A 24626-nucleotide genomic window follows, 5' to 3' on the forward strand; every position below is an offset into this window, starting at 1 on the left:
ATGGCGGAGAACAACCCGCTCAAGATCCACAACCTCCGTCCCGCCCCGGGCGCCAAGACCGCCAAGACCCGTGTGGGTCGTGGTGAGGCGTCGAAGGGTAAGACGGCTGGTCGTGGTACCAAGGGCACGAAGGCCCGTTACCAGGTTCCGGAGCGCTTCGAGGGTGGCCAGATGCCCCTCCACATGCGTCTCCCGAAGCTGAAGGGCTTCAAGAACCCCTTCAAGGTCGAGTTCCAGGTCGTGAACCTCGACAAGCTGGCGTCCCTGTACCCCGAGGGTGGCGAGGTCACCGTCGAGGGTCTGGTGGCCAAGGGTGCCGTTCGCAAGAACAGCCTCGTCAAGGTCCTCGGCCAGGGCGAGATCTCCGTGGCGCTGCAGGTGACGGTTGACGCCGTCTCCGGCTCCGCCAAGGAGAAGATCACCGCCGCAGGTGGCACCGTCACCGAGCTCGTCTGAGTTTTTCAGGCGTCTCGATGACGTAAGCACTCCCGACCGGGGATACCTCACAATGGGGTGTCCCCGGTTGGTCGTTCCACGGGGAGCCGTGCCGCCGGTAAGGTAGCCTGCACTGTTCTTCTTTGTATCCGTCGAACCTCAAGACCGTCACCCTTGACGCAGTTGCGCGGGGGTCGCAGGAGGCACCGTGCTCACCGCGTTCGCCCGGGCGTTCAGGACGCCCGACCTGCGCAAGAAGCTGCTCTTCACACTCGCCATCATCGTGGTGTACCGAGTCGGTACCCACGTCCCGATCCCCGGCGTCAACTACACGGCCGTCCAGACATGCGTGGACGAGGCCTCCGGCAACCAGGGCCTCTTCGGTCTGGTCAACATGTTCAGCGGCGGCGCGCTGCTGCAGATCACGATCTTCGCGCTGGGCATCATGCCCTACATCACGGCGAGCATCATCCTTCAGCTGCTGACGGTGGTGATCCCGCGCCTGGAGGCCCTGAAGAAGGAAGGCCAGGCGGGTACGGCGAAGATCACGCAGTACACCCGTTATCTGACGGTCGCGCTCGCCATCCTGCAGGGCACCGGCCTGGTGGCCACGGCCCGCAGTGGCGCCCTGTTCGGCAGCTGCTCCGCCGCCAGCCAGATCGTCCCCGACCAGGCGATCTTCACCACCATCACCATGGTGATCTGCATGACCGCCGGTACGGCCGTCGTGATGTGGCTGGGCGAGCTCATCACCGACCGCGGCATCGGCAACGGCATGTCGATCCTGATGTTCATCTCGATCGCCGCGACCTTCCCCTCGGCCCTGTGGGCCATCAAGAAGCAGGGCAAGCTGGCCGACGGCTGGATCGAGTTCAGCACCGTCATCCTGGTCGGACTGGTCATGGTCGGCCTGGTGGTCTTCGTCGAGCAGGCCCAGCGGCGCATTCCCGTGCAGTACGCGAAGCGCATGATCGGCCGCCGTTCCTACGGTGGTACGTCGACCTACATCCCGCTGAAGGTCAACCAGGCGGGTGTGATTCCCGTCATCTTCGCCTCGTCGCTGCTCTACATCCCGGCACTGATCGCTCAGTTCTCGGGGAGCAAGGCCGGCTGGAAGACCTGGGTCGAGCAGAACCTGACCAAGGGTGACCACCCGATTTACCTGGTCAGCTACTTCTTGCTGATCGTTTTCTTCGCGTTCTTCTACGTGGCGATCTCCTTCAACCCCGAAGAAGTCGCCGACAACATGAAGAAGTATGGTGGCTTCATCCCGGGCATCCGGGCTGGCCGACCGACCGCTGAGTACCTGAGCTACGTACTCAACCGGATCACCTGGCCGGGTTCGCTGTATCTGGGGCTGATCGCTCTCGTACCAACGATGGCGTTGGTCGGGTTCGGGGCAACCGGTAACTTCCCCTTCGGCGGGACGAGCATCCTGATCATCGTGGGTGTGGGTCTTGAGACGGTGAAGCAAATCGAGAGCCAGCTCCAGCAGCGCAATTACGAAGGGTTCCTCCGCTGATGCGAATCGTCCTCGTCGGGCCGCCGGGTGCAGGGAAGGGCACGCAGGCCACTCGCCTTGCCGACAAGCTGCGCATCCCGCACATCTCCACGGGCGACCTGTTCCGCGCCAACATCAGCCAGCAGACAGAGCTCGGGAAACTCGCGAAGTCCTACATGGACGCCGGCAACCTCGTCCCCGACGAGGTGACCATCGCGATGGCCAAGGACCGCATGGAGCAGCCGGACGCCGAAGGCGGCTTCCTGCTGGACGGTTTCCCACGCAACGTCTCGCAGGCCGAGGCGCTCGACGAGCTGCTCAAGACCGAGGGCATCAAGCTGGACGCGGTACTCGACCTCGAAGTCCCCGAGGAAGAGGTCGTCAAGCGGATCGCCGGCCGGCGCGTCTGCCGCAACGACTCGGCGCACGTGTTCCACGAGACGTACAGCCCGCCGAAGAAGGAAGGCGTCTGCGACGTCTGCGGCGGCGAGCTCTACCAGCGTGACGACGACTCCGAGGAGACCGTGCGCACGCGGCTCGAGGTCTACCACACGCAGACCGAGCCGATCATCGACTACTACAAGGCACAGGGCCTGGTCGTCACGATCTCGTCCCTCGGCCCGGTGGGCGAGGTCACGCAGCGGGCGCTGGAAGCCCTCAAGCGCGAGGACGACGGCAAGTAGCCGTCAGCCAGTTACGGCCGTGGCACCCGCAGGGGCGTCACGGCCGTAGTGTTGTGCAGGTAACGATTGACGTGAGTGACGGAGAGCGCAGGCCACCCATGGTGCAGATCAAGACCCCCGAGCAGATCGCCAAGATGCGTGAGGCGGGGCTGGTCGTCGCCGCCATCCACGCGGCCACCCGTGAGGCCGCGGTGCCCGGGGCCACCACCAAGGACCTGGACCAGGTCGCCCGCAAGGTGCTCGCGGAGTACGACGCGAAGCCGAACTTCCTCGGCTACGGCGGTTTCCCGGCCACGATCTGCACCTCCGTCAACGAGGTCGTCGTCCATGGCATCCCCTCCGACGACGTCGTCCTGAAGGACGGCGACGTCATCTCCATCGACTGCGGCGCGATCATCGACGGCTGGCACGGCGACGCGGCGTACACGGCCTTCGTGGGCTCCGGTCACTCCCCGGAGCTGATCGAGCTCTCCCGGGTCACGGAGGAGTCGATGTGGGCCGGCATCGCGGCGATGAAGCAGGGCAACCGGCTCGTCGACGTCTCCCGCGCCATCGAGACCTACATCCGCCGCCAGCCGAAGCCGGGCGGCGGCAAGTACGGGATCATCGAGGACTACGGCGGCCACGGCATCGGCACCGAGATGCACATGGACCCGCACCTGCTGAACTACGTGGAGAAGCGCCGCGGCAAGGGACCCAAGCTGGTCCCCGGTTTCTGCCTCGCGATCGAGCCGATGGTCTCCCTGGGCACTCCCAGGACCGAGGTCCTCTCCGACGACTGGACGGTCATCACCACGGACGGCACCTGGTCCTCCCACTGGGAGCACAGTGTTGCGCTGACCGAGGAGGGTCCGCTCGTGCTGACGTCTCCCGACGGGGGCAGGGCCAAGCTCGCCGAGCTCGGGATCACGGCTGCGCCGGATCCGCTCGGCTGAGTACCGTTCGAAGCCGCGGCCCCTGGGGGCTTGTCGCGCCCACCTGGCGGAGCCGCATATCGACGCAGCCCAAGCGCCCCTGAAAGGGCGCTTCCGGCGGTGCGCTCCCAAGTGGGCGCTTAATGATCTCCGCTTCCGGGCATTCTTCCTCGATTCGTCTTTCCGGGTGCGCTGACGTAGACTGACTCGTCGGCTCTCGTGCACCCGCATGTCCGCATGCACCCGAAAGGGAAAAGTGCGGGAGTCGATCAAGGTAGTCGATTCGAAGGGCGAAGCGTGGCCAAGAAGCAAGGTGCCATCGAGATCGAGGGCACTGTCGTCGAGTCTCTTCCGAACGCCATGTTCAAGGTCGAGCTCCAGAACGGCCACCAGGTCCTGGCACACATCAGCGGCAAGATGCGTATGCACTACATCCGCATCCTCCCTGACGACCGGGTCGTGGTGGAGCTGTCTCCGTACGACCTGACGCGTGGCCGGATCGTCTACCGGTACAAGTAGATCTTGCCCGCATCCCGTTTCGGCGGGGTGGTGGCACTGACCCGGAGAACCTCAATCCCATGAAGGTCAAGCCGAGCGTCAAGAAGATCTGCGACAAGTGCAGGGTGATCCGCCGTCACGGTCGGGTCATGGTCATCTGCGACAACCCGCGCCACAAGCAGCGCCAGGGCTGACGCACGTTCGACCGATCCCTCTGCATCGACATCGCAGAGTTTCGCGCGACGCGAGCTGAATTTGTTCATACGCAGGACCCGGGCACCAAAGGTGCCTGACACCCCCGGTTCGGAGGCCGGGGACCCGGTTCGTACCTCGTACGGCGGCCGGGAACCGGTTCTGCGGAAGACCTCCGAGGATCAACTGGAGCCATTGAATGGCACGCGTTTCCGGTGTTGACATCCCGCGCGAAAAGCGTGTGGAGGTCGCCCTCACCTACGTGTTCGGCATCGGCCGGACTCTCTCGCAGGCGACGCTGGCAGCGACCGGCGTCGACCCGAACACCCGCGTTCGCGACCTCTCCGAGGAGCAGCTCGTCGCGATCCGCGAGTTCGTCGACAGCAACATCAAGACCGAGGGTGACCTCCGTCGCGAGATCCAGGCCGACATCCGCCGCAAGGTCGAGATCGGCTGCTACCAGGGCCTGCGTCACCGTCGTGGTCTGCCGGTCCGCGGTCAGCGCACCAGCACGAACGCCCGTACCCGCAAGGGCCCGCGTCGCGCCATCGCCGGCAAGAAGAAGCCGGGCAAGAAGTAGTCCTCAGCGGACAACGCTTCACCAGCGGTCTTCGCTGTAGGACCGACCACCTCCCCGTAGGAGTTTGTAGATGCCCCCCAAGGGTCGTCAGGGCGCTGCCAAGAAGGTGCGCCGCAAGGAAAAGAAGAACGTCGCTCACGGTCACGCGCACATCAAGAGCACGTTCAACAACACGATCGTCTCCATCACGGACCCGTCGGGCAACGTGATCTCCTGGGCCTCCGCCGGCCACGTCGGCTTCAAGGGCTCCCGGAAGTCCACGCCGTTCGCCGCGCAGATGGCCGCCGAGTCGGCTGCCCGTCGCGCCCAGGAGCACGGCATGCGCAAGGTCGACGTGTTCGTGAAGGGCCCGGGTTCCGGTCGTGAGACCGCGATCCGCTCCCTGCAGGCCACGGGCCTCGAGGTCGGCTCCATCCAGGACGTCACCCCGACCCCCCACAACGGCTGCCGTCCGCCGAAGCGTCGCCGCGTCTGACGCACGGTTGCTTTGAGGATTCGGGCGGTACGGCTCTGTAATGCCGTATCGCCCGTACCCTTGCAATACCCGCACTTCTCACCAGGTGCGGTTTCCGTCGGGCGTCAAATAGCGGGCGTCCACGAAAGAAGGATCTGATCCACACATGCTGATCGCTCAGCGTCCCTCGTTGACCGAAGAGGTCGTCGACGAGTTCCGCTCCCGGTTCGTGATCGAGCCGCTGGAGCCGGGCTTCGGCTACACCCTCGGCAACTCCCTGCGCCGTACGCTCCTCTCGTCGATCCCGGGTGCGGCGGTCACGTCCATCCGTATCGACGGTGTCCTGCACGAGTTCACCACCGTGCCGGGCGTCAAGGAGGACGTCACCGACCTGATCCTCAACATCAAGCAGCTCGTCGTCTCCTCGGAGCACGACGAGCCGGTCGTGATGTACCTGCGCAAGCAGGGTCCGGGTCTGGTCACCGCCGCCGACATCGCGCCGCCGGCCGGTGTCGAGGTGCACAACCCCGACCTGGTCCTCGCCACGCTCAACGGCAAGGGCAAGCTGGAGATGGAGCTGACGGTCGAGCGTGGCCGCGGTTATGTCTCCGCCGTGCAGAACAAGCAGGTGGGCCAGGAGATCGGCCGTATCCCGGTCGACTCCATCTACAGCCCCGTGCTGAAGGTCACGTACAAGGTCGAGGCGACCCGTGTCGAGCAGCGCACCGACTTCGACAAGCTGATCGTCGACGTCGAGACCAAGCAGGCGATGCGTCCGCGTGACGCCATGGCCTCGGCCGGTAAGACCCTGGTCGAGCTGTTCGGTCTCGCCCGCGAGCTGAACATCGACGCCGAGGGCATCGACATGGGCCCGTCCCCGACGGACGCCGCCCTTGCCGCCGACCTGGCGCTGCCGATCGAGGAGCTGGAGCTCACCGTTCGGTCGTACAACTGCCTCAAGCGCGAGGGCATCCACTCCGTGGGTGAGCTCGTGGCTCGTTCCGAGGCCGACCTGCTGGACATCCGCAACTTCGGTGCGAAGTCCATCGACGAGGTCAAGGCGAAGCTGGCCGGCATGGGCCTGGCCCTGAAGGACAGCCCGCCCGGATTCGACCCCACGGCCGCTGCGGACGCCTTCGGCGCGGACGACGACGCGGACGCCGGGTTCGTCGAGACCGAGCAGTACTAAGAACTCGGGACCGATTGCCGGTTCCTGGCCGCGGGTGCGCTGTGCTTGATCGCGCAGTTCCCCGCGCCCCTTCCAGGCCCCTTCGGGGGCCTGGATCTCCGACAGGCGGCCGCCTGCTCGGATACTGACCCCGGTACCTGATACGGCCGGGGCAGACACACAGGAGAAGAACAATGCCGAAGCCCACCAAGGGTGCCCGTCTGGGCGGCAGCGCCGCGCACGAGAAGCTGCTCCTCGCGAACCTCGCGAAGTCGCTCTTCGAGCACGGTCGTATCACCACCACCGAGGCGAAGGCCCGCCGCCTTCGTCCGTACGCCGAGCGTCTGGTCACCAAGGCGAAGAAGGGCGACCTTCACAACCGCCGCCAGGTGCTGCAGGTCATCACGGACAAGAGCATCGTCCACACGCTCTTCACCGAGATCGGCCCGCGCTACGAGAACCGTCCGGGTGGCTACACCCGCATCACCAAGATCGGTAACCGCCGTGGCGACAACGCGCCCATGGCTGTCATCGAGCTGGTCGAGGCGCTGACGGTTGCGCAGCAGGCGACTGGTGAGGCGGAGGCCGCGACGAAGCGTGCGGCCAAGGACGCCGAGGCTGCTCCGGTTGCCGAGGACGCCAAGGTCGACGTGACCAAGGCCGACGAGGCCGAGGCTCCCGCCGAGGAGACCAAGGACGCGTAAGCGTCTGCGGGGAGCTGTTCGGTCGGCGGCTGCGGGTTCGTCGTGGCTGATCGCGCACTTCCCCGCGCCCCTCACGGGGCGCTCAGTGGGCCCGTTCCTTTTCAGGAGCGGGCCCGCTTTTGTGTGGGTGAGAGGATCTCTGGGTGAGTGACGAAGCAGGGCCCGGGTTCGTACGTGTGCGGCTTGATCTGTCGTACGACGGGAGCGAGTTCTCCGGGTGGGCGAAGCAGGCCGGTGGCAGGCGGACCGTGCAGGGGGAGATCGAGGATGCCCTGCGGACCGTGACGCGGTCGCGGGAGACGTATGAGCTGACCGTGGCCGGGCGGACCGATGCCGGGGTGCATGCGCGGGGGCAGGTGGCCCATGTCGATCTGCCCCGGGAGGTCTGGGGAGCGCACCACGACAAGCTGCTCAAGCGGCTTGCCGGGCGGCTGCCGAGGGATGTGCGGGTGTGGGCGCTCCGGGAGGCTCCCAGCGGCTTCAACGCCCGTTTCTCGGCCGTCTGGCGGCGCTACGCGTACCGGGTCACCGACAACCCCGGCGGAGTGGACCCGCTGCTGCGCAATCACGTCCTGTGGCACGACTGGCCGCTCGACGTCGACGCCATGAACGAGGCGGCCCAACGGCTGCTGGGCGAGCACGACTTCGCCGCCTACTGCAAGAAGCGGGAGGGCGCGACCACCATCCGTACGCTGCAGCGGCTGAGCCTGGAGCGAGGGGCCGACGGGATCATCACGGCCACCGTGCGGGCCGACGCCTTCTGCCACAACATGGTGCGGTCCCTGATCGGGGCGCTGCTGTTCGTGGGGGACGGGCACCGCGAGCCGGACTGGCCGGGAAAGGTCCTCGCGGCCGGCGTACGCGACTCGGCCGTGCATGTCGTACGGCCGCACGGCCTGACCCTGGAAGAGGTCGGCTACCCGGCCGACGAACTGCTCGCCGCGCGCAGCAAGGAGGCGCGGAACAAGCGGTCGCTGCCGGGTGCCGGCTGCTGCTGAGGGCCTACTGGGCGAGTGCCGCGGCCGATGCCTGGGTCTCGCCCCGGCGGCGGATCTGGCTGAAAACGAACTGCGCCAGGTCGTCGCCGCCCTTGAACGCCGCCGTGCTCGCGTTCGTGACGTCCTTGCCATTGGTGAAGCCGGTGGTCGTGAAGTAGGCGTAGCGGCCGTAGGAGTTGGTCGTCATACGGCACTTCGCGCCGTCGCAGAACGTCTTCACGCCGGCGCCGGACAGCGGTTGCATGAAGCCCTGCTTGTCCGCGGTGGTCTTGACCTTGGTCGCCTGTGCCTGCGTGTCGAAGACGGCCACGCCGACCGTCACCGCGACGCCGTCCTTCGTGTACGTGGCGCGCAGCAGGCGGGTGCAGCCGTTGGAGGTGAGGAGGTTGGCGTAGCTGCCCTTGACGGCCGAGGAGCACTTCTTCGTGTCGGACGTCGCGCCCTTCTTGTACACGGTCGAACCCGTGACGGTCAGCTGCTTGCCCGGGAAGAGGGTCTCCGTGCTGAGGGGGGCCGTGTCCTTGGTCTTGCTGGAGACGAAGTCCTTCGGGTCCAGCGGGGGAGGGGCGCTTGTCGGCGCGAACGAGGGGGCCGTCGCGCTGCTGCTCGGGATGGACCCGCTCGCCGGTACGTTGGTCGGGTCGCCCGAGGCCCGGTTGTCGCCGTTCGCCGACACGACGGCCATGGCTACGGCGGTGCCTATCGCGATGGTGGCGACCGCGCCGCCGCCGATGAACAGCAGCCGACGCCGCTTGTTGCGTGTCTCGGACGCCTCGGCGAGCGCCGCCCAGTCCGGGGTGGGGCCGTCGCTGCCGCTGGTCCACGGCTGCTGGGAGTTCGGTTTCCAGGGGTCCCACTGCGACGGGGGTCCCCCCTGCTGCCCATAGCTCATGGGGCGCATCTTAGACGGGGGCCGGAGGGTGCTGATGTGGCTCCCGCAAGGCCGACGGGGACCTTTCCGGCAGGGATGCACATCTCGGTCTCCGTGGTGCGTGGCGACCTCGTTTTGACCCGTTCGGGCCTGGGCAGGTATTCTGCTTCTTCGTTGTGTATTGGCTTGCTCATTCTCACGGGACGGGCCCTTACACCGGTCCACCGGGCCGATGACCAGCGACCCCACGTACGCGGTATGCGTCGCCGCAGTGGCTCAGGCTGTCGTGATCGTTTCGGTGACCTGTTCAGGACCATTCACTCGAAGCGAAGGCTACGAACCGTGCGTACGTACAGCCCCAAGCCCGGCGATGTGACGCGCCAGTGGCACGTCATCGACGCTCAGGACGTCGTCCTGGGTCGTCTCGCCACGACCGCCGCGTCCCTTCTGCGGGGCAAGCACAAGCCGATCTACGCCCCTCACGTCGACACCGGTGACTTCGTCATCATCATCAACGCCGACAAGGTGCACCTCTCCGGCAACAAGCGGACCCAGAAGATGGCTTACCGCCACTCCGGCTACCCGGGTGGTCTGCGCTCGGTCCGTTACGACGAGCTGCTGGACAAGAACCCCGAGAAGGCCGTCGAGAAGGCCGTCAAGGGCATGCTCCCCAAGAACACCCTGGGCCGTCAGATGCTCACCAAGCTGAAGGTCTACTCGGGCGATGTGCACCCGCACGCTGCGCAGCAGCCGGTGCCGTTCGAGATCACCCAGGTCGCGCAGTAAGTCCGGCCACCCCCTAAGACTGAAGAGAATCTGAGGAGCATCGTGGCCGAGACCACCGTTGAGCAGCCGGTCGAAGAGACCGAGACCGAGCTGGCCGACATCGAGAGCTACACCACCGAGTCCGAGGTCCCCGTCGAGGGCGAGTACACCTCGGAGTCCGTGGCGTCCCGCTTCGGCGACCCGCAGCCGGCCGCCGGCCTGGGCCGTCGCAAGAACGCCATCGCCCGCGTCCGGATCGTCCCGGGCACCGGCAAGTGGAAGGTCAACGGGCGCACGCTCGAGGACTACTTCCCGAACAAGGTCCACCAGCAGGAAGTCAACGAGCCCTTCAAGGTGCTCGAGCTCGACGGCCGCTACGACGTCATCGCCCGCATCTCGGGTGGCGGCGTCTCCGGCCAGGCCGGTGCCCTGCGCCTCGGCGTGGCCCGCGCCCTGAACGAGGCCGACGTGGACAACAACCGCGGCGCCCTGAAGAAGGCCGGCTACCTCCGCCGCGACGACCGTGCGGTCGAGCGCAAGAAGGCCGGTCTGAAGAAGGCCCGTAAGGCTCCGCAGTACAGCAAGCGTTAATCGCTGCTGCCTGTACGCACTCCGAACGCCCCGGCGGCACGCCACAGTGCTGTCGGGGCGTTCGTTTATCACAAGCTGGGGCGTATAACGGCACAAGAGGCTCAAAGGCTTGTGTGATCGGATGCTCAGGCATGGAATGCCTGGGATGCGGGAGTCGCGTGTGCGAGCTGCAGCAGCACCGGCTTTCGAAACTGACGCTTCCTCAGGAGGACAAGTGGGACGACTCTTCGGCACGGACGGCGTGCGCGGTGTCGCCAACGCGGACCTGACGGCGGAGATGGCGCTCGGCCTCTCCGTTGCCGCGGCGCACGTACTGGCCGAGGCGGGCTCCTTCCAGGGCCACCGGGCGACGGCGGTCGTCGGACGGGACCCGCGTGCCTCAGGGGAGTTCCTGGAAGCCGCCGTGGTCGCCGGCCTCGCCAGCGCGGGCGTGGACGTCCTGCGCGTCGGTGTGCTGCCCACTCCGGCGGTGGCGTATCTCACGGGAGCGCTCGGCGCCGACCTCGGCGTCATGCTCTCGGCGAGCCACAACGCCATGCCCGACAACGGCGTCAAGTTCCTCGCGCGTGGCGGGCACAAGCTCGACGACGAGCTCGAGGACAGGATCGAGGCCGTCTACGACTCCCACCGCCACGGTGAGCCCTGGCAGCGGCCCACGGGCGCGGGCGTCGGGCGCGTGCGGTCGTACGACGAAGGGTTCGACCAGTACGTCGCCCACCTCATCGCCGTGCTCCCGAACCGTCTGGACGGGCTGAAGATCGTCCTCGACGAGGCGCACGGAGCTGCCTCCCGGGTCTCGCCGGAGGCGTTCTCGCGCGCCGGCGCCGACGTGATCACGATCGGTGCCGAGCCGGACGGGCTCAACATCAACGACGGCTGCGGATCGACCCATCTGGACAAACTCAAGGCCGCGGTCGTCGAGCACGGGGCCGCGCTCGGTATCGCGCACGACGGTGACGCCGACCGATGCCTCGCCGTGGACCACACCGGTGCGGAGGTCGACGGGGACCAGATCCTGGCCGTCATCGCGCTGGCCATGCGTGAGCGTTCCGTACTGCGCGAGGACACCGTTGTCGCGACGGTCATGTCCAACCTGGGCTTCAAGCTGGCGCTGGAGCGGGAAGGGCTCAGCCTCGTCCAGACGGCGGTCGGTGACCGTTACGTCCTGGAGGAGATGAAGGAGCACGGGTACGCGCTCGGGGGCGAGCAGTCCGGGCACGTGATCATCCTCGACCACGCGACGACCGGTGACGGCACGCTGACCGGACTCATGCTGGCGGCCCGGGTCGCCGAGAGCGGTCGGACGCTGCGGGATCTGGCGTCCGTGATGGAGCGGTTGCCGCAGGTGCTCATCAACGTGCCGGACGTGGACAGGTCGCGGGTGAAGACGTCCGCGGAGCTCGCGGCGGCGGTGTCCGACGCGGAGCGTGAACTCGGGTCCACCGGGCGGGTGTTGCTGCGGCCGTCCGGAACGGAGCCGTTGGTGCGGGTGATGGTCGAGGCCGCGGACATCGATCAGGCTCGGTCTGTCGCCGAGCGGCTGGCGGATGTGGTGAAGTCCGCGCTGGGTTAGTTCCGCCGGGCTCCGTCACCCGAATGAACGTAACAGAGAGCGCACGTCTGATTGCTGGTTGTTCACTTGCGTCGAGGGAGTCATGAGTGGCGCCCTGCCTCGACGCAAGGGAGAAACCCAGCATGAAGATCGTGAGCAGCACCCTGAGGCGAGCGGCCGGTCCGGTCCTGGCCGCGGGTCTCGTCGTCGTTCCGTTCGCCACCCCGGCCGAGGCCGCGACACCGGGCTCCACCGCGTTCCGCATCTTCGGCGGCCTCGTCGGGCTCCAGGCGCGCGCCGGTGTGCAGAACAATGTCTCGGCCACGGTTTCCGGCACGCATGTGATCCTCTCGGACACCACGGGCATCGCGATCGGCCCGGGCTGCACCCGGCTGAACGCCACCACCGCCGACTGCGGCAGCATCAGCGGCACCCGGCTCGCGATAGCGCTGGGCGACCAGAATGACAGCGCCGTGGCCAACGTTCCGGTCAACGTCACCGTCGACGCCGGCACGGGCATCGACTCGGTGACCACGAACGGCGGCAACGACACGATCGGCGTCGAGGACAACGCAGGCGGTGACACGGTGACCTGCAACGGCGGCACCGACACGGTGTTCGCCGACCCCGGCGACACCATCGCCGGAGACTGCGAAAGGCAGTTCTAGAGTCCTCCGGCCTTCGCCGTACGCTCGCGCTGTCTGGCCCAGAGCCACTTCTGGGCCAGTAGCGTCAGGGTGCCTGCCAGGACGATGCCCAGCAGGTTCAGGAGGAGCTGGCCTGTGGAGCCCCAGGCCTGTCCGTACTCGCCGTAGGCGAAGGCCACCGCTGCGTTCGCCGCAGCGGGGACCGTGGTGACCGAGATGGCCACGCCGACCAGCAGGCCCGACTTCGCCGAGGTCAGCGAGAGGGTGCCGGCGATGCCGGCCAGGACGGCCACGACGAAGGAGAACGCGTCGGGCCGGTAGATGAAGTGGGTGTTGGGGCGTGCGGCCGCCAGCTGGACCTTGGTGAACAGGTCCACGGCGTCCATGAAGTACGTGAAGCCGACCGTCACCAGCATCGCGACGGCGAAGCCGACGAGCAGGGCGGTCAGGGAGCGCAGGGCGAGGCGCGGATGGCGCTGCACCAGGGCCGTGCAGAAACCCGCCAGCGGGCCGAACTCCGGGCCCACCGCCATCGCGCCCACGATCAGGATCGCGTTGTCGAGCACGACACCGCAGGCCGCGATCATCGTGGCGAGCGTGATGAAGGCGACGTAGGTGATGGAGAGCGTCGACTCCTCGTGCGTCGCGTCCGTGAGGTGCTCCCACAGGACCGCGTCGGCGCCCTCGCCGGGTGCTTCCTCCTCCGCCTTGTCCGCGCGCCTGGACAGCGACAGGTCGATGTTCTCGACGGCGATGGAACCGGTCTGCTCGATGCCCAACTGCTGCAGGCCGGTGAGGAGTTCGTCGCCCGCCTCGCGCGCCACGTCGCACATCACCACGTCCCCCGGGGGGTTGCGGGCGGCTCCCGGCAGCACGACGAGATGCGTGGTGCCGACCGTCCGCTCGATCAGGCGGACCGCGTCGTCGGTCGTGTCGGAGGGTGTGATCAGGCGCAGGTGCAGCATGGCCGCACCTTAGGGGGTGTCCGGCGGATCTGGCTCGGCGTCGCGGGATCTGGTCCGGGGGTGCCGCACCTCATGGCCGACCTGATCCGCCGGACACCCCTGGCCGTCACAGTTTGCGCAGGCTCAGGCGCTGCACCTTGTGGTCCGGGCCCTTGCGGACGACCAGGGTGGCCCGGCCGCGGGTGGGGGCGATGTTCTCCACCAGGTTGGGCTTGTTGATGGTGCGCCACATCGTGCCCGCGTAGTCGAGGGCCTCCTCCTCGGAGACCTGGGTGTACTTGCGGAAGTACGAGGACGGGTTCTGGAAGGCCGTCTCGCGCAGCCTGCGGAAGCGGTTGAGGTACCAGCGCTCGATGTCCTCGGTGCGGGCGTCGACGTACACACTGAAGTCGAAGTAGTCGGCGAGACCGACGCGGGTGCGGCCGTCCTTGCCCGGGAGGGCGGGCTGCAGGACGTTCAGGCCCTCGACGATGAGGATGTCGGGGCGGCGGACCGTCAGCCGCTGGTCGGGGACGATGTCGTAGATGAGGTGGGAGTAGACCGGGGCCGTCACCTCGTCCTTGCCGGCCTTGATGTCGGCGACGAAGCGGGTGAGGGCCCGGCGGTCGTAGGACTCGGGGAAACCCTTCCGCGACATCAGTCCGCGGGCCTGCAACTCCCTGGTGGGGAGCAGGAATCCGTCGGTCGTGACGAGTTCGACGCGCGGGTGTTCCGGCCAGCGGGAGAGCAGCGCCTGGAGGAGACGCGCGACGGTGGACTTTCCTACGGCGACCGAACCCGCGACGCCTATCACGAACGGGGTGCCCGACTGGGAGCCCTGTTCGCCGAGGAAGGTGTTCAGGGCGCCGCGCAGGCCGTCCGTGGCGCCGATGTAGAGGTTGAGGAGGCGGGAGAGCGGCAGGTAGATGTCCCGCACCTCGTCGAGGTCGATGACATCGCCCAGGCCGCGCAGCCTCTCGACCTCCTCGGCGGTGAGCGGCAGCGGCGTCTTCTCGCGCAGCGCGCTCCACTCGGCTCGGGTGAGGTCGACGTAGGGAGTCGCCTCCGGCCTGTGCCGGTGGGCGCTCCGGGGTATCGAGGAGACCGGAGAGATCACAGTCCATTGTTAACGGAGTTTGAACGGGGTGGTGGGTGGGGTCCGTCACGTTCGCTTCGGGGTGGCGTACGACCGTGGGAATTTCCGATTTCGGGCAGGGAGAGCCTCTTTTCGGCGGGCGTCGGACCGTAGGCTGCCGCGCATGTGCGGAATCGTGGGATACGTGGGGCCGCAGTCTGCGCTCGAGGTCGTCATGGCCGGGCTGAAGCGGCTGGAGTACCGGGGTTACGACTCGGCGGGCGTTGCGGTGCCCGCGGACGGCGGGCTCGCCGCAGCGAAGCGGGCCGGGAAGCTCGTCAACCTGGAGAAGGAGCTGGTGGAGCGACCCCTGCCGACGGGGAGCACGGGAATCGGGCACACACGGTGGGCCACACACGGGGGGCCGACGGACGCCAACGCCCATCCGCACCTCGACAACGCGGGTCGGGTCGCCGTCGTGCACAACGGGATCATCGAGAACTTCGCCGCTCTGAGAGCCGAACTGGCGGAGCGCGGGCATGAACTCACCTCCGAGACGGACACCGAGGCCGTCGCGCATCTGCTCGCCGAGGAGTACTCCCTGACCGCCGATCTCGCGGAGGCGATGCGGCTGGTGTGCCGGCGGCTGGAGGGGGCGTTCACGCTGGTCGCGGTGCACGCGGACGAGCCGGACGTGGTGGTGGGGGCGCGGCGCAACTCCCCGCTGGTGGTGGGCGTCGGGGAGGGTGAGGCCTTTCTCGCCTCGGACGTCGCCGCGTTCATCGCCCACACCCGCTCCGCCCTGGAGCTGGGCCAGGACCAGGTCGTCGAGCTGCGGCGGGACGGCGTGACGGTGACCGGCTTCGACGGGCGGCCCGCGGACGTCCGGTCGTTCCACATCGACTGGGACGCGTCGGCCGCGGAGAAGGGCGGCTACGACTACTTCATGCTCAAGGAGATCGCCGAGCAGCCCAAGGCGGTCGCCGACACGCTGCTGGGGCGCATCGACGCGGCCGGTTCGCTGACGCTGGACGAGGTGCGGATCCCGCCGGGGGTGCTGCGGGAGGTCGACAAGGTCGTCGTTGTCGCGTGCGGTACGGCCTTCCACGCCGGGATGATCGCCAAGTACGCCATCGAGCACTGGACGCGGATCCCGTGCGAGGTGGAGCTGGCGAGCGAGTTCCGCTACCGGGATCCGATCCTGGGACCGAAATCGCTGGTGATCGCGATCTCGCAGTCCGGCGAGACCATGGACACGCTGATGGCCGTCCGGCACGCCCGAGAGCAGGGCTCCCATGTCCTCGCGATCTGCAACACCAACGGCTCGACGATCCCGCGGGAGTCGGACGCGGTGCTCTACACGCATGCCGGGCCGGAGGTGGCCGTCGCCTCGACCAAGGCGTTCCTGACGCAGTTGGTCGCCTGCTATCTGGTGGCGCTGTATCTGGGGCAGGTGCGGGGCACCAAGTGGGGCGACGAGATCGGGGCCGTCATCCGGGATCTGTCGCGGATCTCCGGCGCGGTGGAGCGGGTGCTGGACACGATGGAGCCGGTACGGGCGCTGGCGCGTTCCCTCGCCGACAAGAACACGGTGCTGTTCCTGGGGCGGCACGTCGGGTATCCGGTCGCGCTGGAGGGTGCGCTGAAGCTCAAGGAGCTGGCGTACATGCATGCCGAAGGGTTCGCGGCGGGGGAGCTGAAGCACGGGCCGATCGCGTTGATCGAGCCCGATCTGCCGGTGGTGGTGGTCGTGCCGTCACCCCGGGGGCGGTCCGTGCTCCACGACAAGATCGTCTCCAACATTCAGGAGATCCGGGCACGAGGGGCGCGGACGATCGTGATCGCGGAGGAGGGCGACGAGGCGGTCGTGCCGTACGCCGACCATCTGGTCCGGATTCCGGCCACGCCCACCCTGCTGCAGCCGCTCGTCGCCACCGTGCCGCTCCAGGTGTTCGCGTGCGAGCTGGCGACGGCTCGCGGCAACGAGGTGGACCAGCCCCGGAACCTGGCGAAGTCGGTGACGGTGGAGTGAGCGGGGTGAGCGGCGTGAGCGGAGCGTAGGAAAAGGGGCGAACGGCTGGGTGTCGTTCGCCCCTTGGCTACGCGGTCACGCGGTCATGCGGTCATTCGTTCTGCGGTCAGATGGGCAGGCAGGTCGCCGGGACCCAACCCTCCACGCTGGAGCTGTCGGGACCGCCGTAGAACCACTTGTCGCTCGTCTTGCCGCAGGCCGTGTAGGAGCCGCCCTTGACGGGCTTGCCGTCGCTGGTGCAGATCCCGCCCTTCGCGCCCTTGCCCCAGGTGCCGAGGGCCGTGGCGCTCGTCTTGGGCGAGGAGCGGAGATTGACGGTTTCCTTGGGCTTGACGTTGGTCAGCGCGCTGCTGCAGTCCGGAGTCGTCGCCGCGGCGGCCATGCCGGCGGTGGCGACGGTGCCGGTGAGGGCCGTACCGATGAGGGCGGCGGTGGCGAGCGCCGTGCCCAGGGACCTGAACTTCAAGGCTGTGTCCTCCCGTTGCGTGCAAAGGCGTCCGCGGACTCACGGATCGCCAGTCAGGACGAAGACTACGGGGGGCGGGTGTTCGTCATGATCTTGGGGGCGGCGAGGGCTGGTTGGCCCCGTCCGGCGGGGCCGTGGCCCGCTCTCCTCGTAGGGTGCTCGCCATGAGCATCATCGGCGTCGGTATCGACGTGGCGGAGATCGACCGGTTCGAGGCGTCGCTGAAGCGGACGCCCGGCCTGGCCCAACGCCTCTTTGTGGAGAGCGAGTTGCTGCTGCCCAGCGGGGAGCGCCGAGGGGTCGCCTCGCTCGCCGCCCGGTTCGCCGCCAAGGAGGCACTGGCCAAGGCGCTCGGTGCGCCGCCCGGTCTGCTGTGGACGGACGCCGAGGTGTTCGTCGAGGACAGCGGGCGGCCGCGGCTGCGGGTCAGCGGGACGGTGGCGGCGCGCGCGGCGGAGCTGGGCGTGCAGTCCTGGCACGTGTCGCTCAGCCATGACGCCGGCGTGGCCTCGGCCGTGGTGGTCGCGGAAGGCTGACCGGCCCACGTGCGGGCGCGCCCGCTTCCGGGAGAGACTCGACCCCATGCGTACTGCGTACAGCGTGGAGACGGTAAGGACGGCCGAGGATGCGCTGATGGCGCGGCTTCCCGACGGGGCGCTGATGCAGCGCGCCGCCGCCGGGCTGGCCGCCGCCTGCGCCGACCTGCTCGGGCGGGTGTACGGCAGCCGGGTCGTGCTGCTCGTCGGCAGTGGGGACAACGGCGGTGACGCCCTGTACGCCGGTGCCCGCCTTGCCCGGCGCGGTGCCGGGGTCGCCGCCGTGCTGCTCACGCCCGAACGGGCCCACGCCGCAGGGCTCGCGGCGCTGCTGCGGGCCGGAGGCCGGGTCGTCGGTGCGGCAGCGGGCCCGGCCGCGGGTGCCGCTGCCACTGCAGGCGTCGATGCCGTCGAGGAGGCGGTCCTGCGGGCCGATCTCGTCGTCGACGGCATCGTCGGGATCGGCGGCAGGGGCGGACTCAGGCCCGGGGCCGCGCAGTTGGCGGCATGCGTCGCCGAGTCGCGTGCCGCCGTCGTCGCCGTCGACCTGCCGAGCGGGGTCGACGCCGACACGGGCGAGGTGCACGGCGCCGCCGTCCGGGCAGACCTCACCGTCACCTTCGGCACGCACAAGCCGGGGCTGCTGATCGACCCGGCGCGCGAGTACGCCGGTTCCGTGCGGCTCGTCGACATCGGACTCGGGGGCGAACTGCCCGCGGAGCCGGTGCTGGAGGCCCTCCAGCATGCCGATGTGGCACGGCTGCTGCCGATGCCGGGCGGGGAGAGCGACAAGTACCGGCGGGGGGTCGTGGGGATCGCCGCCGGATCCGCCCGGTACCCGGGGGCCGCGGTGCTCGCCGTGTCCGGGGCGCTCAGGGGCGGGGCGGGGGCCGTGCGGTACGTCGGGCCCGCCGGCGACGCCGTGCTCGCCCGGTTCCCCGAGACGCTCGTGTCGGACCGGGGGCCGAAGCACGCCGGACGCGTGCAGGCCTGGGTCGTGGGACCCGGGGCCGGGGACGACGCGTCCGCCGTGGGGGAGGTGCTGTCGTCCGACGTGCCCGTGCTGGTCGACGCCGATGGGCTGCGGCTCGCCGACGCCGACGGCGTGCGGGCCCGGACCGCGCCGACGCTGATGACCCCGCACGCCGGTGAGGCCGCGGCGCTGCTGGGGGTCTCGCGGGAGACGGTCGAGGGGGCGCGCCTGCGGTGGGTGCGCGAACTCGCCTCGCGCTACGGGGCGACCGTGCTGCTCAAGGGGTCGACGACGCTGGTCGCCGACGCGCGCGGCGGTGCCGTACGCGTCAACGCGACGGGGACGCCGTGGCTGGCCACCGCCGGGAGCGGGGACGTGCTGTCGGGACTTGCCGGGTCACTCCTTGCGTCGGGGCTCTCCGCTCTCGACGCGGGCAGCGTGGCGGCGTACCTGCACGGTCTGGCCGGGCGGTACGCGGCCGACGGGGCACCGGCGGGGGCGCACGACGTGGCGGAGGCGATTCCCGCGGCCTGGCGGGACGTACGGGACTGACCGCCGGACCCGCGCGTCGCCCACCGGATGTCCTGCAGCTACTGCAGCCACTTCAGCTACCGGAGGTCCTGCACCACGCTGAGGATGTTCCCCTCGCTGTCCTTGAACCAGGCGCCGCGCATGCCCGAGGCCTCCATCACGCCGTCCACCGTCTTCAGGCCGGGCTGGTCGTACTCCTCGAAGGTGACCCCGCGGGCGCGCAGTTCGGCCATCTCCGCATCGAGGTCGTCGACCGTCCAGGCGGCCAGGGTGTGGGCGGCTCGGCCGCCGCTCGGTGTCGGGTAGAGGGAGAACCGGGTACCGCCGGAATCGAAGACCACGACTCCCTCCCGGTCGTCGATGAGCTTGAGGCCGAGCGTGTCGCCGTAGAAACGCTTGGCCCTTTCGAGGTCACCGGCCGGGATCACGGCGGTGAGCGGTGTGTCGGCCAACATGTCCTCCACCTCCTGTCACCAGCGTAGGACCGGATACCGGACGGGACGACCGCTGCTCGACCACGACGACCGCTCCGCAATAAGGGTGACCTCGCCGCGCGCCGCCCCCGCCCCGTCGGCCCTGCGCGCTTCTCTTATTGAATGATCAGCGGACATATCGCACACCGGGGTGTCGCCGTGCTGCTCGCCGTGGCCACCGCCCTCCCCGCGGGCGCCGCCGCCTCGGCCGCCCCCGCGCCGCCCGTTGCCGCTCCCGGACCCGAGGCCGAGCTGGTGCCCGGTGTCGCGCCGGGGCCGTATCAGCCCTGGCAGATCGACACGCCCGACCAGGTGCTGGCACCGAAGACGTACACGCCCACCGCCGAGGAGGACGCCGTCGAGCCCCGGGCCGCGGCGGAGGGGACGTACGACCTCGTCGAGTACGTGCCCCTGGAGGACGCCGCAGGCAAGGTGGCGTGCAGCAAGCGGACCGGGCCCTACCAGCGGGCGGTCGAGCGGTGGCTGAAGCTGAAGGTGGACGGCAGGCAGTCGGCGGCCGACTGCCGGGCCATCAGGAACTTCCAGGTGAAGCACCGGGTCAAGCCCACGACCGGGTTCGCCGGACCCGTCACCTGGGCCACCATGCAGCTCGTCTCCGCCCGGAAGAACCCCAACGCCGGGAAGAAGTGCCCGGTGCGGAAGTACCGCGTCGCCTGTGTGGACCTCGACCGGCAGCTGACCTGGGTGCAGAACGGCAAGAAGGTCGTGTTCGGTCCCGTCCCCATGCGCAGCGGACGCGCCGGGCACCGGACCCGGACCGGATGGCACCGGATCTACTGGAAGCACAAGAACCACTGGTCCACCCTCTACAACTCGCCCATGCCCTATGCCCAGTTCTTCGACGGCGGACAGGCCTTTCACGCCGTCTACGGCAGCATCTACACCACCGTCGGCTCATGGGGCTGCGTCAATCTGCGGGTGGCCGACGCCCGGAAGCTGTGGGGCGTCCTCAAGAAGAACGACCGGGTGTACGTGTGGGGGCGCAGGCCCGGGCCCTAGCCGTCCGTGGGGACTGTCGGACCCCTCTGCGACACTGGGTGCGCCATGACTGAGACACCAGCTGCCCCGATCGCACCTCTGCGTGCCCGCGCCGAGATCGACCTGGCCGCCCTGCGCGCCAATGTGCGGACCCTGCGCGCCCTCGCGCCGGGCGCTGCCCTCATGGCCGTCGTCAAGTCCGACGCGTACGGGCATGGAGCCGTGCCGTGTGCCCGTGCGGCCGTGGAGGCGGGAGCCGCCTGGCTGGGGACCGCCACGCCCGAGGAGGCGCTCGCGCTGCGGGCCGCCGGCCTGCCCGGACGCGTCCTGTGCTGGCTGTGGACGCCGGGCGGGCCCTGGCGGGAGGCCATCGAGGCCGACATCGATGTTTCGGTGAGCGGGATGTGGGCGCTGGAGGAGGTCACGGCGGCGGCCCGGGAGGCGGGTCTGACCGCCCGCGTACAGCTCAAGGCCGACACGGGACTGGGGCGCAACGGCTGTCAGCCGGGGAAGGACTGGACCGAGCTGGTCGCGGCCGCCCTGGAGGCCGAGGCCGAGGGGCTCATCCGCGTCACCGGTCTCTGGTCGCACTTCGCCTGCGCCGACGAGCCGGGGCACGCCTCCATCGGCCTCCAACTCACCCGCTTCCAGGAGATGCTCGCTCACGCCGAGGACCGGGGCGTGCGGCCCGAGGTGCGGCACATCGCCAACTCGCCCGCCACCCTCACCCTTCCCGAGACCCACTTCGACCTCGTACGGACCGGGATCGCCCTCTACGGCATCTCGCCCAGCCCCGAGATCGGCAGCCCGGCCGACTTCGGACTGCGGCCGGTGATGACGCTGTCGGCGTCCCTCGCGCTCGTGAAGCACGTCCCCGGGGGTCACGGCGTCAGTTACGGGCATCACTACATCACCCCCGGTGAGACGACCCTCGGACTCGTGCCCGTCGGATACGCCGACGGCATTCCGCGGCACGCCTCCGGGACCGGTCCGGTGCTGGTCGGAGGCAAGTGGCGGACCGTCGCGGGACGGGTCGCGATGGACCAGTTCGTCGTCGACCTCGGGGGGGACGAGCCCGCGCCCGGCGCCGAAGCGGTGCTCTTCGGGCCCGGCGACCGAGGCGAGCCCACCGCCGAGGACTGGGCGCAGGCCGCGGGAACCATCGGATACGAGATCGTCACGCGGATCGGAAAGCGCGTTCCCCGCGTCTACGTGAATGAGGAACAAAGGGGGTAACCGCACAAGGGCGCTACAGCCACACAGCCCGACAGAAGTGCAGCACCCGTAAGACCGGCAACACCCGCCAGTCGATCAAGTCCGGTAACAATCGAGCACCACCTGCACCACCTGCACCAACTAGATCACTCGACCCAGTGAACAGCAGCAGCGATCCGGCGAAGAGGAGCGGTACGTGAGCGAGAGCAGTGCGGAGGCCGCCCTGGTCGTCGCCACCGCCACCGAGGCGGCCGGGAACTGGCGCAGGGCCACCGGCATCGCGGGCGCCGCGATAGGCGTGGTCGCCGCGGGTGCGGCGGCGGGCGTCGCCCTGGAGCGGCTCACCGTCGGCCGCGGCATGCGCAAGAAGGCCCGGCTGGCCCTCGACTCCACGGGACCGTACGGCTCGCTGCGCGGCACCCCCGGCAAGGCGACGGCCGACGACGGCACCGAGCTGTACTACGAGGTCGACGACGTCGATCCCGAGGCCGTGCCCCCGCTCAGCCCACGCCGGCGACGGCTGTTCGGGCGCAAGGCGCCCGCTCCCGTCACCGTCGTCTTCAGCCACGGCTACTGCCTCAGCCAGGACTCCTGGCACTTCCAGCGCGCGGCCCTGCGCGGCGTGGTGCGGACCGTGCACTGGGACCAGCGCAGCCACGGGCGGTCCGGGCGGGGCATAGAGCAGGTGCAGGACGATGTGCCGGTCAGCATCGACCAGCTGGGGCGCGACCTGAAGGCCGTCATCGACGCGGCCGCTCCACAGGGACCGATCGTGCTCGTCGGGCACTCCATGGGCGGCATGACCGTGATGGCGCTGGCCGACCACTACCCCGAGCTGATCCGTGACCGGGTGGTCGCGGTCGCCCTCGTCGGTACGTCGGCCGGGCGGCTCGGCGAGGTCAACTTCGGCCTGCCCGTCGCCGGCGTCAACGCGGTGCGTCGGGTCCTGCCCGGAGTGCTGAAGGCGCTGGGGCAGCAGGCGGCACTGGTGGAGAAGGGGCGGCGGGCCACCGCCGACCTGTTCGCCGGGATCATCAAGCGGTACTCGTTCGCGTCACGGGACGTCGATCCGGCCATCGTGCGGTTCGCCGAGCGGATGATCGAGGGCACGCCGATCGACGTGGTCGCCGAGTTCTACCCGGCGTTCACGGAACACGACAAGACCACGGCGCTCGCGAGGTTCGCGGAACTGCCGGTGCTCGTGCTGGCCGGAATCGGCGACCTCGTCACGCCCAGCGAGCACAGCGAGGCCATCGCCGACCTGCTGCCGGACGCCGAACTGGTGCTGGTGCCGGACGCCGGGCACCTGGTGATGCTGGAACACCCGGAAGCGGTCACCGACCGGCTTGCCGACCTTCTCACCCGTGCGGGTGCCGTGCCGGCAGGGGCTACCGTGGGTGGCTATGGAAGCACCAGCAGCACCGCACAACCCGGTTGAGACCGAGCTGACCGTCACCTCCCCCGAGCAGATGCGGGACCTGGGCCGCCGCCTCGCCAAACTGCTGCGCGCCGGTGACCTCGTGATGCTCAACGGCGAGCTCGGTGCGGGCAAGACGACACTCACCCGCGGGCTCGGCGAGGGCCTCGGCGTCCGGGGCGCGGTCACGTCACCGACGTTCGTGATCGCCCGGGTGCATCCTTCGCTGGGCGACGGTCCGCCGCTCGTGCACGTCGACGCGTACCGCCTGGGCGGCGGGCTCGACGAGATGGAGGACCTCGACCTCGACGTCTCGCTGTCCGACTCGGTGATCGTCGTGGAGTGGGGCGAGGGCAAGGTCGAGGAGCTGACCGACGACCGCCTGCACGTCGTCATCCACCGGGCCGTCGGAGACACCACGGACGAGGTCCGGCACGTGCTGGTGAACGGGCTCGGGGAGCGCTGGGCGACGGTGGACCTGAGCGTGCTGACCGCCTGAGAACGCCCTGGGTCCGCACCATTGCGTGAACGTTCCGACAAGACGTCGGCAAGATATTGCCTTCGGTGTCTTGTGCGTGGTCACATGGTACCCAGTTCGTAGTTAGGTCTACCTAACTACGTCCGCCCCCGGGTCCTCAGGAGGCGTCCATGCCGGCCACCGAGAGCAACGAGCAGCAGCCGTACGCGGTCGTCGCCGGAGTGTCCATGCGTGATCTGCTGGCGTCGTGCGCCGCGGCGAACGCGATCTCGACCCCGCCGCGGCTGCCGGACCCCGAGGTGTCCGCACCGCCGGCCCGGCACAGAGAAGCCGCATAGCCAAGCGAAGGCCGCCGGGCTAGGGGATCACGGCGATCTGCGCGCCGATCGTCGCGAACTCCCACATCGCGTCGCCGTTCTCGCGGGACTCGCGGATGCCGCCCGTGCGCACGCCCGGGTCGGCCTGCTCCGGTGTGTCGTCGACCGCCGCGCTGAAGCCGACGGTCACCCCGTCCACGGCGGTGAAGCGCACGACGTGCTCGATCGGGGTGCCGTCGGTGCCGACGACGGAGTTCGAGCGGGAGGTGACCCGGTAGACGCCGGGGGCCGGGTCGACGTCGCCCGGGGTGACCGTGAAGCTGCGCGTGACCTCGTTGCGCGAGCCGACCAGCCAGACACGGTCGGCGGTCACCGAGTAGACGACCCGTTCCCCCACACCGGACCCGGTGGGCGGAACGCCGGGGTCCGCTCTGCCGCGGGGTGCCTTCGAGACGACCGTCGCCGGTGCGGCGCTCGCGTGCGGCGTGTCGAGGCCGGCCGGGACGGTCGCGGAGGCCTGGTAACCGAGGAAGCCGACCGCCGCCAGGGCGGCCGCGGTGAGCCCGAACACGAATCCGGAGCTGCTGCTTGGCACCGTCTCCCACCTGACCCATCGC

General features: G+C 69.2%; 29 protein-coding genes. 23 read left to right on the forward strand and 6 right to left on the reverse strand.

From position 1 onward, the window contains the following. The 11 genes from rplO (at position 1) to truA (ending at position 8127) form a co-directional block, all read left to right on the forward strand. Entirely contained in the window at positions 1-456 is a 456-nt protein-coding gene (rplO, locus tag OG870_RS28240) for a 50S ribosomal protein L15 (RefSeq protein ID WP_266519687.1), read from the forward strand. A gap of 187 nt (positions 457-643) precedes the next feature. Further along, the gene (gene secY / locus OG870_RS28245) at positions 644-1957 is read left to right on the forward strand and encodes a preprotein translocase subunit SecY (protein ID WP_266519689.1); all 1314 of its coding nucleotides are present in this window, start codon (positions 644-646) and stop codon (positions 1955-1957) included. Then, complete coding sequence (locus OG870_RS28250; protein WP_266519691.1) at positions 1957-2619, forward strand: adenylate kinase; 663 nt, start codon at positions 1957-1959, stop codon at positions 2617-2619. Before secY ends, OG870_RS28250 begins: the two co-directional genes overlap by 1 nt. Positions 2620-2717: 98 nt before the next feature. Continuing rightward, positions 2718-3554, forward strand: coding sequence for a type I methionyl aminopeptidase (gene map, locus OG870_RS28255; RefSeq protein WP_266519693.1), 837 nt, complete (start codon positions 2718-2720; stop codon positions 3552-3554). 276 nt (positions 3555-3830) lie between these two features. Continuing rightward, positions 3831-4052 carry a translation initiation factor IF-1 gene (gene infA, locus OG870_RS28260; RefSeq protein ID WP_003948620.1) on the forward strand — a complete coding sequence of 74 codons (222 nt, stop codon included), beginning with the start codon at positions 3831-3833 and terminating at the stop codon, positions 4050-4052. A 59-nt stretch (positions 4053-4111) separates the two neighbouring features. Next, on the forward strand, positions 4112-4225 hold the full coding sequence (gene rpmJ, locus OG870_RS28265) for a 50S ribosomal protein L36 (protein WP_003974245.1): 114 nt from the start codon (positions 4112-4114) through the stop codon (positions 4223-4225). Between the two features lie 197 nt (positions 4226-4422). Next, on the forward strand, positions 4423-4803 hold the full coding sequence (gene rpsM / locus OG870_RS28270) for a 30S ribosomal protein S13 (RefSeq protein ID WP_266519695.1): 381 nt from the start codon (positions 4423-4425) through the stop codon (positions 4801-4803). 70 nt (positions 4804-4873) lie between these two features. Continuing rightward, positions 4874-5278, forward strand: a complete 405-nt coding sequence (gene rpsK, locus OG870_RS28275; protein ID WP_003956432.1) for a 30S ribosomal protein S11 — start codon at positions 4874-4876, stop codon at positions 5276-5278. 145 nt (positions 5279-5423) lie between these two features. Continuing rightward, on the forward strand, positions 5424-6446 hold the full coding sequence (locus tag OG870_RS28280; protein WP_003966937.1) for a DNA-directed RNA polymerase subunit alpha: 1023 nt from the start codon (positions 5424-5426) through the stop codon (positions 6444-6446). 173 nt (positions 6447-6619) lie between these two features. After that, entirely contained in the window at positions 6620-7129 is a 510-nt protein-coding gene (rplQ, locus tag OG870_RS28285; RefSeq protein ID WP_266519698.1) for a 50S ribosomal protein L17, read from the forward strand. A 143-nt stretch (positions 7130-7272) separates the two neighbouring features. Then, on the forward strand, positions 7273-8127 hold the full coding sequence (truA, locus tag OG870_RS28290) for a tRNA pseudouridine(38-40) synthase TruA (protein ID WP_266519700.1): 855 nt from the start codon (positions 7273-7275) through the stop codon (positions 8125-8127). 4 nt (positions 8128-8131) lie between these two features. Here the strand turns inward: truA and OG870_RS28295 are convergent, their stop codons facing one another. After that, entirely contained in the window at positions 8132-9019 is an 888-nt protein-coding gene (locus OG870_RS28295; RefSeq protein WP_266519701.1) for a hypothetical protein, read from the reverse strand. A gap of 321 nt (positions 9020-9340) precedes the next feature. Here OG870_RS28295 and rplM point away from each other — a divergent pair, with 321 nt between their 5' ends. From rplM to OG870_RS28315, 4 genes are all read left to right on the forward strand, one after another. Further along, entirely contained in the window at positions 9341-9784 is a 444-nt protein-coding gene (gene rplM, locus OG870_RS28300) for a 50S ribosomal protein L13 (protein ID WP_266519704.1), read from the forward strand. 42 nt (positions 9785-9826) lie between these two features. Next, positions 9827-10354 (forward strand): 30S ribosomal protein S9, encoded by a 528-nt coding sequence (rpsI, locus tag OG870_RS28305; RefSeq protein WP_266519707.1) that lies wholly within the window; start codon positions 9827-9829, stop codon positions 10352-10354. A gap of 214 nt (positions 10355-10568) precedes the next feature. Next, entirely contained in the window at positions 10569-11927 is a 1359-nt protein-coding gene (gene glmM, locus OG870_RS28310; RefSeq protein ID WP_266519709.1) for a phosphoglucosamine mutase, read from the forward strand. Positions 11928-12058: 131 nt separating this feature from the next. Next, the gene (locus OG870_RS28315) at positions 12059-12574 is read left to right on the forward strand and encodes a hypothetical protein (RefSeq protein WP_266519711.1); all 516 of its coding nucleotides are present in this window, start codon (positions 12059-12061) and stop codon (positions 12572-12574) included. Here OG870_RS28315 and OG870_RS28320 read toward each other — a convergent pair. Together OG870_RS28320 and coaA are read right to left on the reverse strand one after the other, a co-directional pair. Continuing rightward, positions 12571-13518, reverse strand: coding sequence for a DUF389 domain-containing protein (locus OG870_RS28320; RefSeq protein ID WP_327691675.1), 948 nt, complete (start codon positions 13516-13518; stop codon positions 12571-12573). The two genes, OG870_RS28315 and OG870_RS28320, sit on opposite strands and share 4 nt — an antisense overlap. A gap of 106 nt (positions 13519-13624) precedes the next feature. After that, positions 13625-14614, reverse strand: coding sequence for a type I pantothenate kinase (gene coaA / locus OG870_RS28325; RefSeq protein ID WP_266519720.1), 990 nt, complete (start codon positions 14612-14614; stop codon positions 13625-13627). Between the two features lie 142 nt (positions 14615-14756). Here coaA and glmS point away from each other — a divergent pair, with 142 nt between their 5' ends. Continuing rightward, positions 14757-16604, forward strand: a complete 1848-nt coding sequence (gene glmS / locus OG870_RS28330; protein WP_327691676.1) for a glutamine--fructose-6-phosphate transaminase (isomerizing) — start codon at positions 14757-14759, stop codon at positions 16602-16604. A gap of 106 nt (positions 16605-16710) precedes the next feature. Here glmS and OG870_RS28335 read toward each other — a convergent pair whose 3' ends face one another. Continuing rightward, the gene (locus OG870_RS28335; protein WP_266519725.1) at positions 16711-17070 is read right to left on the reverse strand and encodes a hypothetical protein; all 360 of its coding nucleotides are present in this window, start codon (positions 17068-17070) and stop codon (positions 16711-16713) included. A 164-nt stretch (positions 17071-17234) separates the two neighbouring features. On the opposite strand from OG870_RS28335, the gene OG870_RS28340 reads away from it, so the two are divergent. Both OG870_RS28340 and OG870_RS28345 read left to right on the forward strand, forming a co-directional pair. Beyond that, positions 17235-17606 carry a holo-ACP synthase gene (locus OG870_RS28340; RefSeq protein ID WP_266519727.1) on the forward strand — a complete coding sequence of 124 codons (372 nt, stop codon included), beginning with the start codon at positions 17235-17237 and terminating at the stop codon, positions 17604-17606. 46 nt (positions 17607-17652) lie between these two features. Next, on the forward strand, positions 17653-19131 hold the full coding sequence (locus OG870_RS28345; RefSeq protein WP_266589405.1) for an NAD(P)H-hydrate dehydratase: 1479 nt from the start codon (positions 17653-17655) through the stop codon (positions 19129-19131). A 56-nt stretch (positions 19132-19187) separates the two neighbouring features. Here OG870_RS28345 and OG870_RS28350 read toward each other — a convergent pair whose 3' ends face one another. Beyond that, the gene (locus tag OG870_RS28350) at positions 19188-19565 is read right to left on the reverse strand and encodes a VOC family protein (RefSeq protein WP_266519731.1); all 378 of its coding nucleotides are present in this window, start codon (positions 19563-19565) and stop codon (positions 19188-19190) included. 141 nt (positions 19566-19706) lie between these two features. On the opposite strand from OG870_RS28350, the gene OG870_RS28355 reads away from it, so the two are divergent. From OG870_RS28355 to OG870_RS28375, 5 genes are all read left to right on the forward strand, one after another. Continuing rightward, positions 19707-20603: a L,D-transpeptidase family protein gene (locus OG870_RS28355; protein WP_266519734.1), complete on the forward strand. Its 897-nt coding sequence runs from the start codon at positions 19707-19709 to the stop codon at positions 20601-20603. Positions 20604-20648: 45 nt separating this feature from the next. Beyond that, on the forward strand, positions 20649-21818 hold the full coding sequence (gene alr / locus OG870_RS28360; protein WP_327691677.1) for an alanine racemase: 1170 nt from the start codon (positions 20649-20651) through the stop codon (positions 21816-21818). A gap of 175 nt (positions 21819-21993) precedes the next feature. After that, positions 21994-23235: an alpha/beta fold hydrolase gene (locus OG870_RS28365; protein ID WP_266519739.1), complete on the forward strand. Its 1242-nt coding sequence runs from the start codon at positions 21994-21996 to the stop codon at positions 23233-23235. Continuing rightward, on the forward strand, positions 23201-23713 hold the full coding sequence (gene tsaE / locus OG870_RS28370) for a tRNA (adenosine(37)-N6)-threonylcarbamoyltransferase complex ATPase subunit type 1 TsaE (protein WP_266589407.1): 513 nt from the start codon (positions 23201-23203) through the stop codon (positions 23711-23713). The genes OG870_RS28365 and tsaE overlap by 35 nt, the downstream gene beginning before the upstream one ends. Positions 23714-23862: 149 nt before the next feature. Continuing rightward, entirely contained in the window at positions 23863-24030 is a 168-nt protein-coding gene (locus OG870_RS28375; RefSeq protein WP_266519745.1) for a hypothetical protein, read from the forward strand. 19 nt (positions 24031-24049) lie between these two features. On the opposite strand, the gene OG870_RS28380 is transcribed toward OG870_RS28375, so the two are convergent. Next, positions 24050-24604 (reverse strand): hypothetical protein, encoded by a 555-nt coding sequence (locus OG870_RS28380; protein ID WP_266519748.1) that lies wholly within the window; start codon positions 24602-24604, stop codon positions 24050-24052. Positions 24605-24626 lie beyond the last annotated feature (22 nt).

The sequence above is a fragment of the Streptomyces sp. NBC_00461 genome (genome assembly GCF_036013935.1).
Lineage (GTDB): Bacteria > Actinomycetota > Actinomycetes > Streptomycetales > Streptomycetaceae > Streptomyces.

Bases quoted from the DNA above. Each gene is read 5' to 3' on its own strand.
- rplO (WP_266519687.1), top strand. From the start codon at position 1: ATGGCGGAGAACAACCCGCTCAAGATCCACAACCTCCGTCCCGCCCCG.
- OG870_RS28250 (WP_266519691.1), top strand. From the start codon at position 1,957: ATGCGAATCGTCCTCGTCGGGCCGCCGGGTGCAGGGAAGGGCACGCAG.
- map (WP_266519693.1), top strand. From the start codon at position 2,718: ATGGTGCAGATCAAGACCCCCGAGCAGATCGCCAAGATGCGTGAGGCG.
- rpmJ (WP_003974245.1), top strand. From the start codon at position 4,112: ATGAAGGTCAAGCCGAGCGTCAAGAAGATCTGCGACAAGTGCAGGGTG.
- rpsM (WP_266519695.1), top strand. From the start codon at position 4,423: ATGGCACGCGTTTCCGGTGTTGACATCCCGCGCGAAAAGCGTGTGGAG.
- rpsK (WP_003956432.1), top strand. From the start codon at position 4,874: ATGCCCCCCAAGGGTCGTCAGGGCGCTGCCAAGAAGGTGCGCCGCAAG.
- OG870_RS28280 (WP_003966937.1), top strand. From the start codon at position 5,424: ATGCTGATCGCTCAGCGTCCCTCGTTGACCGAAGAGGTCGTCGACGAG.
- rplQ (WP_266519698.1), top strand. From the start codon at position 6,620: ATGCCGAAGCCCACCAAGGGTGCCCGTCTGGGCGGCAGCGCCGCGCAC.
- OG870_RS28295 (WP_266519701.1), bottom strand. From the start codon at position 9,019: ATGAGCTATGGGCAGCAGGGGGGACCCCCGTCGCAGTGGGACCCCTGG.
- OG870_RS28320 (WP_327691675.1), bottom strand. From the start codon at position 13,518: ATGCTGCACCTGCGCCTGATCACACCCTCCGACACGACCGACGACGCG.
- glmS (WP_327691676.1), top strand. From the start codon at position 14,757: ATGTGCGGAATCGTGGGATACGTGGGGCCGCAGTCTGCGCTCGAGGTC.
- OG870_RS28340 (WP_266519727.1), top strand. From the start codon at position 17,235: ATGAGCATCATCGGCGTCGGTATCGACGTGGCGGAGATCGACCGGTTC.
- OG870_RS28345 (WP_266589405.1), top strand. From the start codon at position 17,653: ATGCGTACTGCGTACAGCGTGGAGACGGTAAGGACGGCCGAGGATGCG.
- OG870_RS28350 (WP_266519731.1), bottom strand. From the start codon at position 19,565: ATGTTGGCCGACACACCGCTCACCGCCGTGATCCCGGCCGGTGACCTC.
- OG870_RS28355 (WP_266519734.1), top strand. From the start codon at position 19,707: ATGATCAGCGGACATATCGCACACCGGGGTGTCGCCGTGCTGCTCGCC.
- alr (WP_327691677.1), top strand. From the start codon at position 20,649: ATGACTGAGACACCAGCTGCCCCGATCGCACCTCTGCGTGCCCGCGCC.
- tsaE (WP_266589407.1), top strand. From the start codon at position 23,201: ATGGAAGCACCAGCAGCACCGCACAACCCGGTTGAGACCGAGCTGACC.
- OG870_RS28375 (WP_266519745.1), top strand. From the start codon at position 23,863: ATGCCGGCCACCGAGAGCAACGAGCAGCAGCCGTACGCGGTCGTCGCC.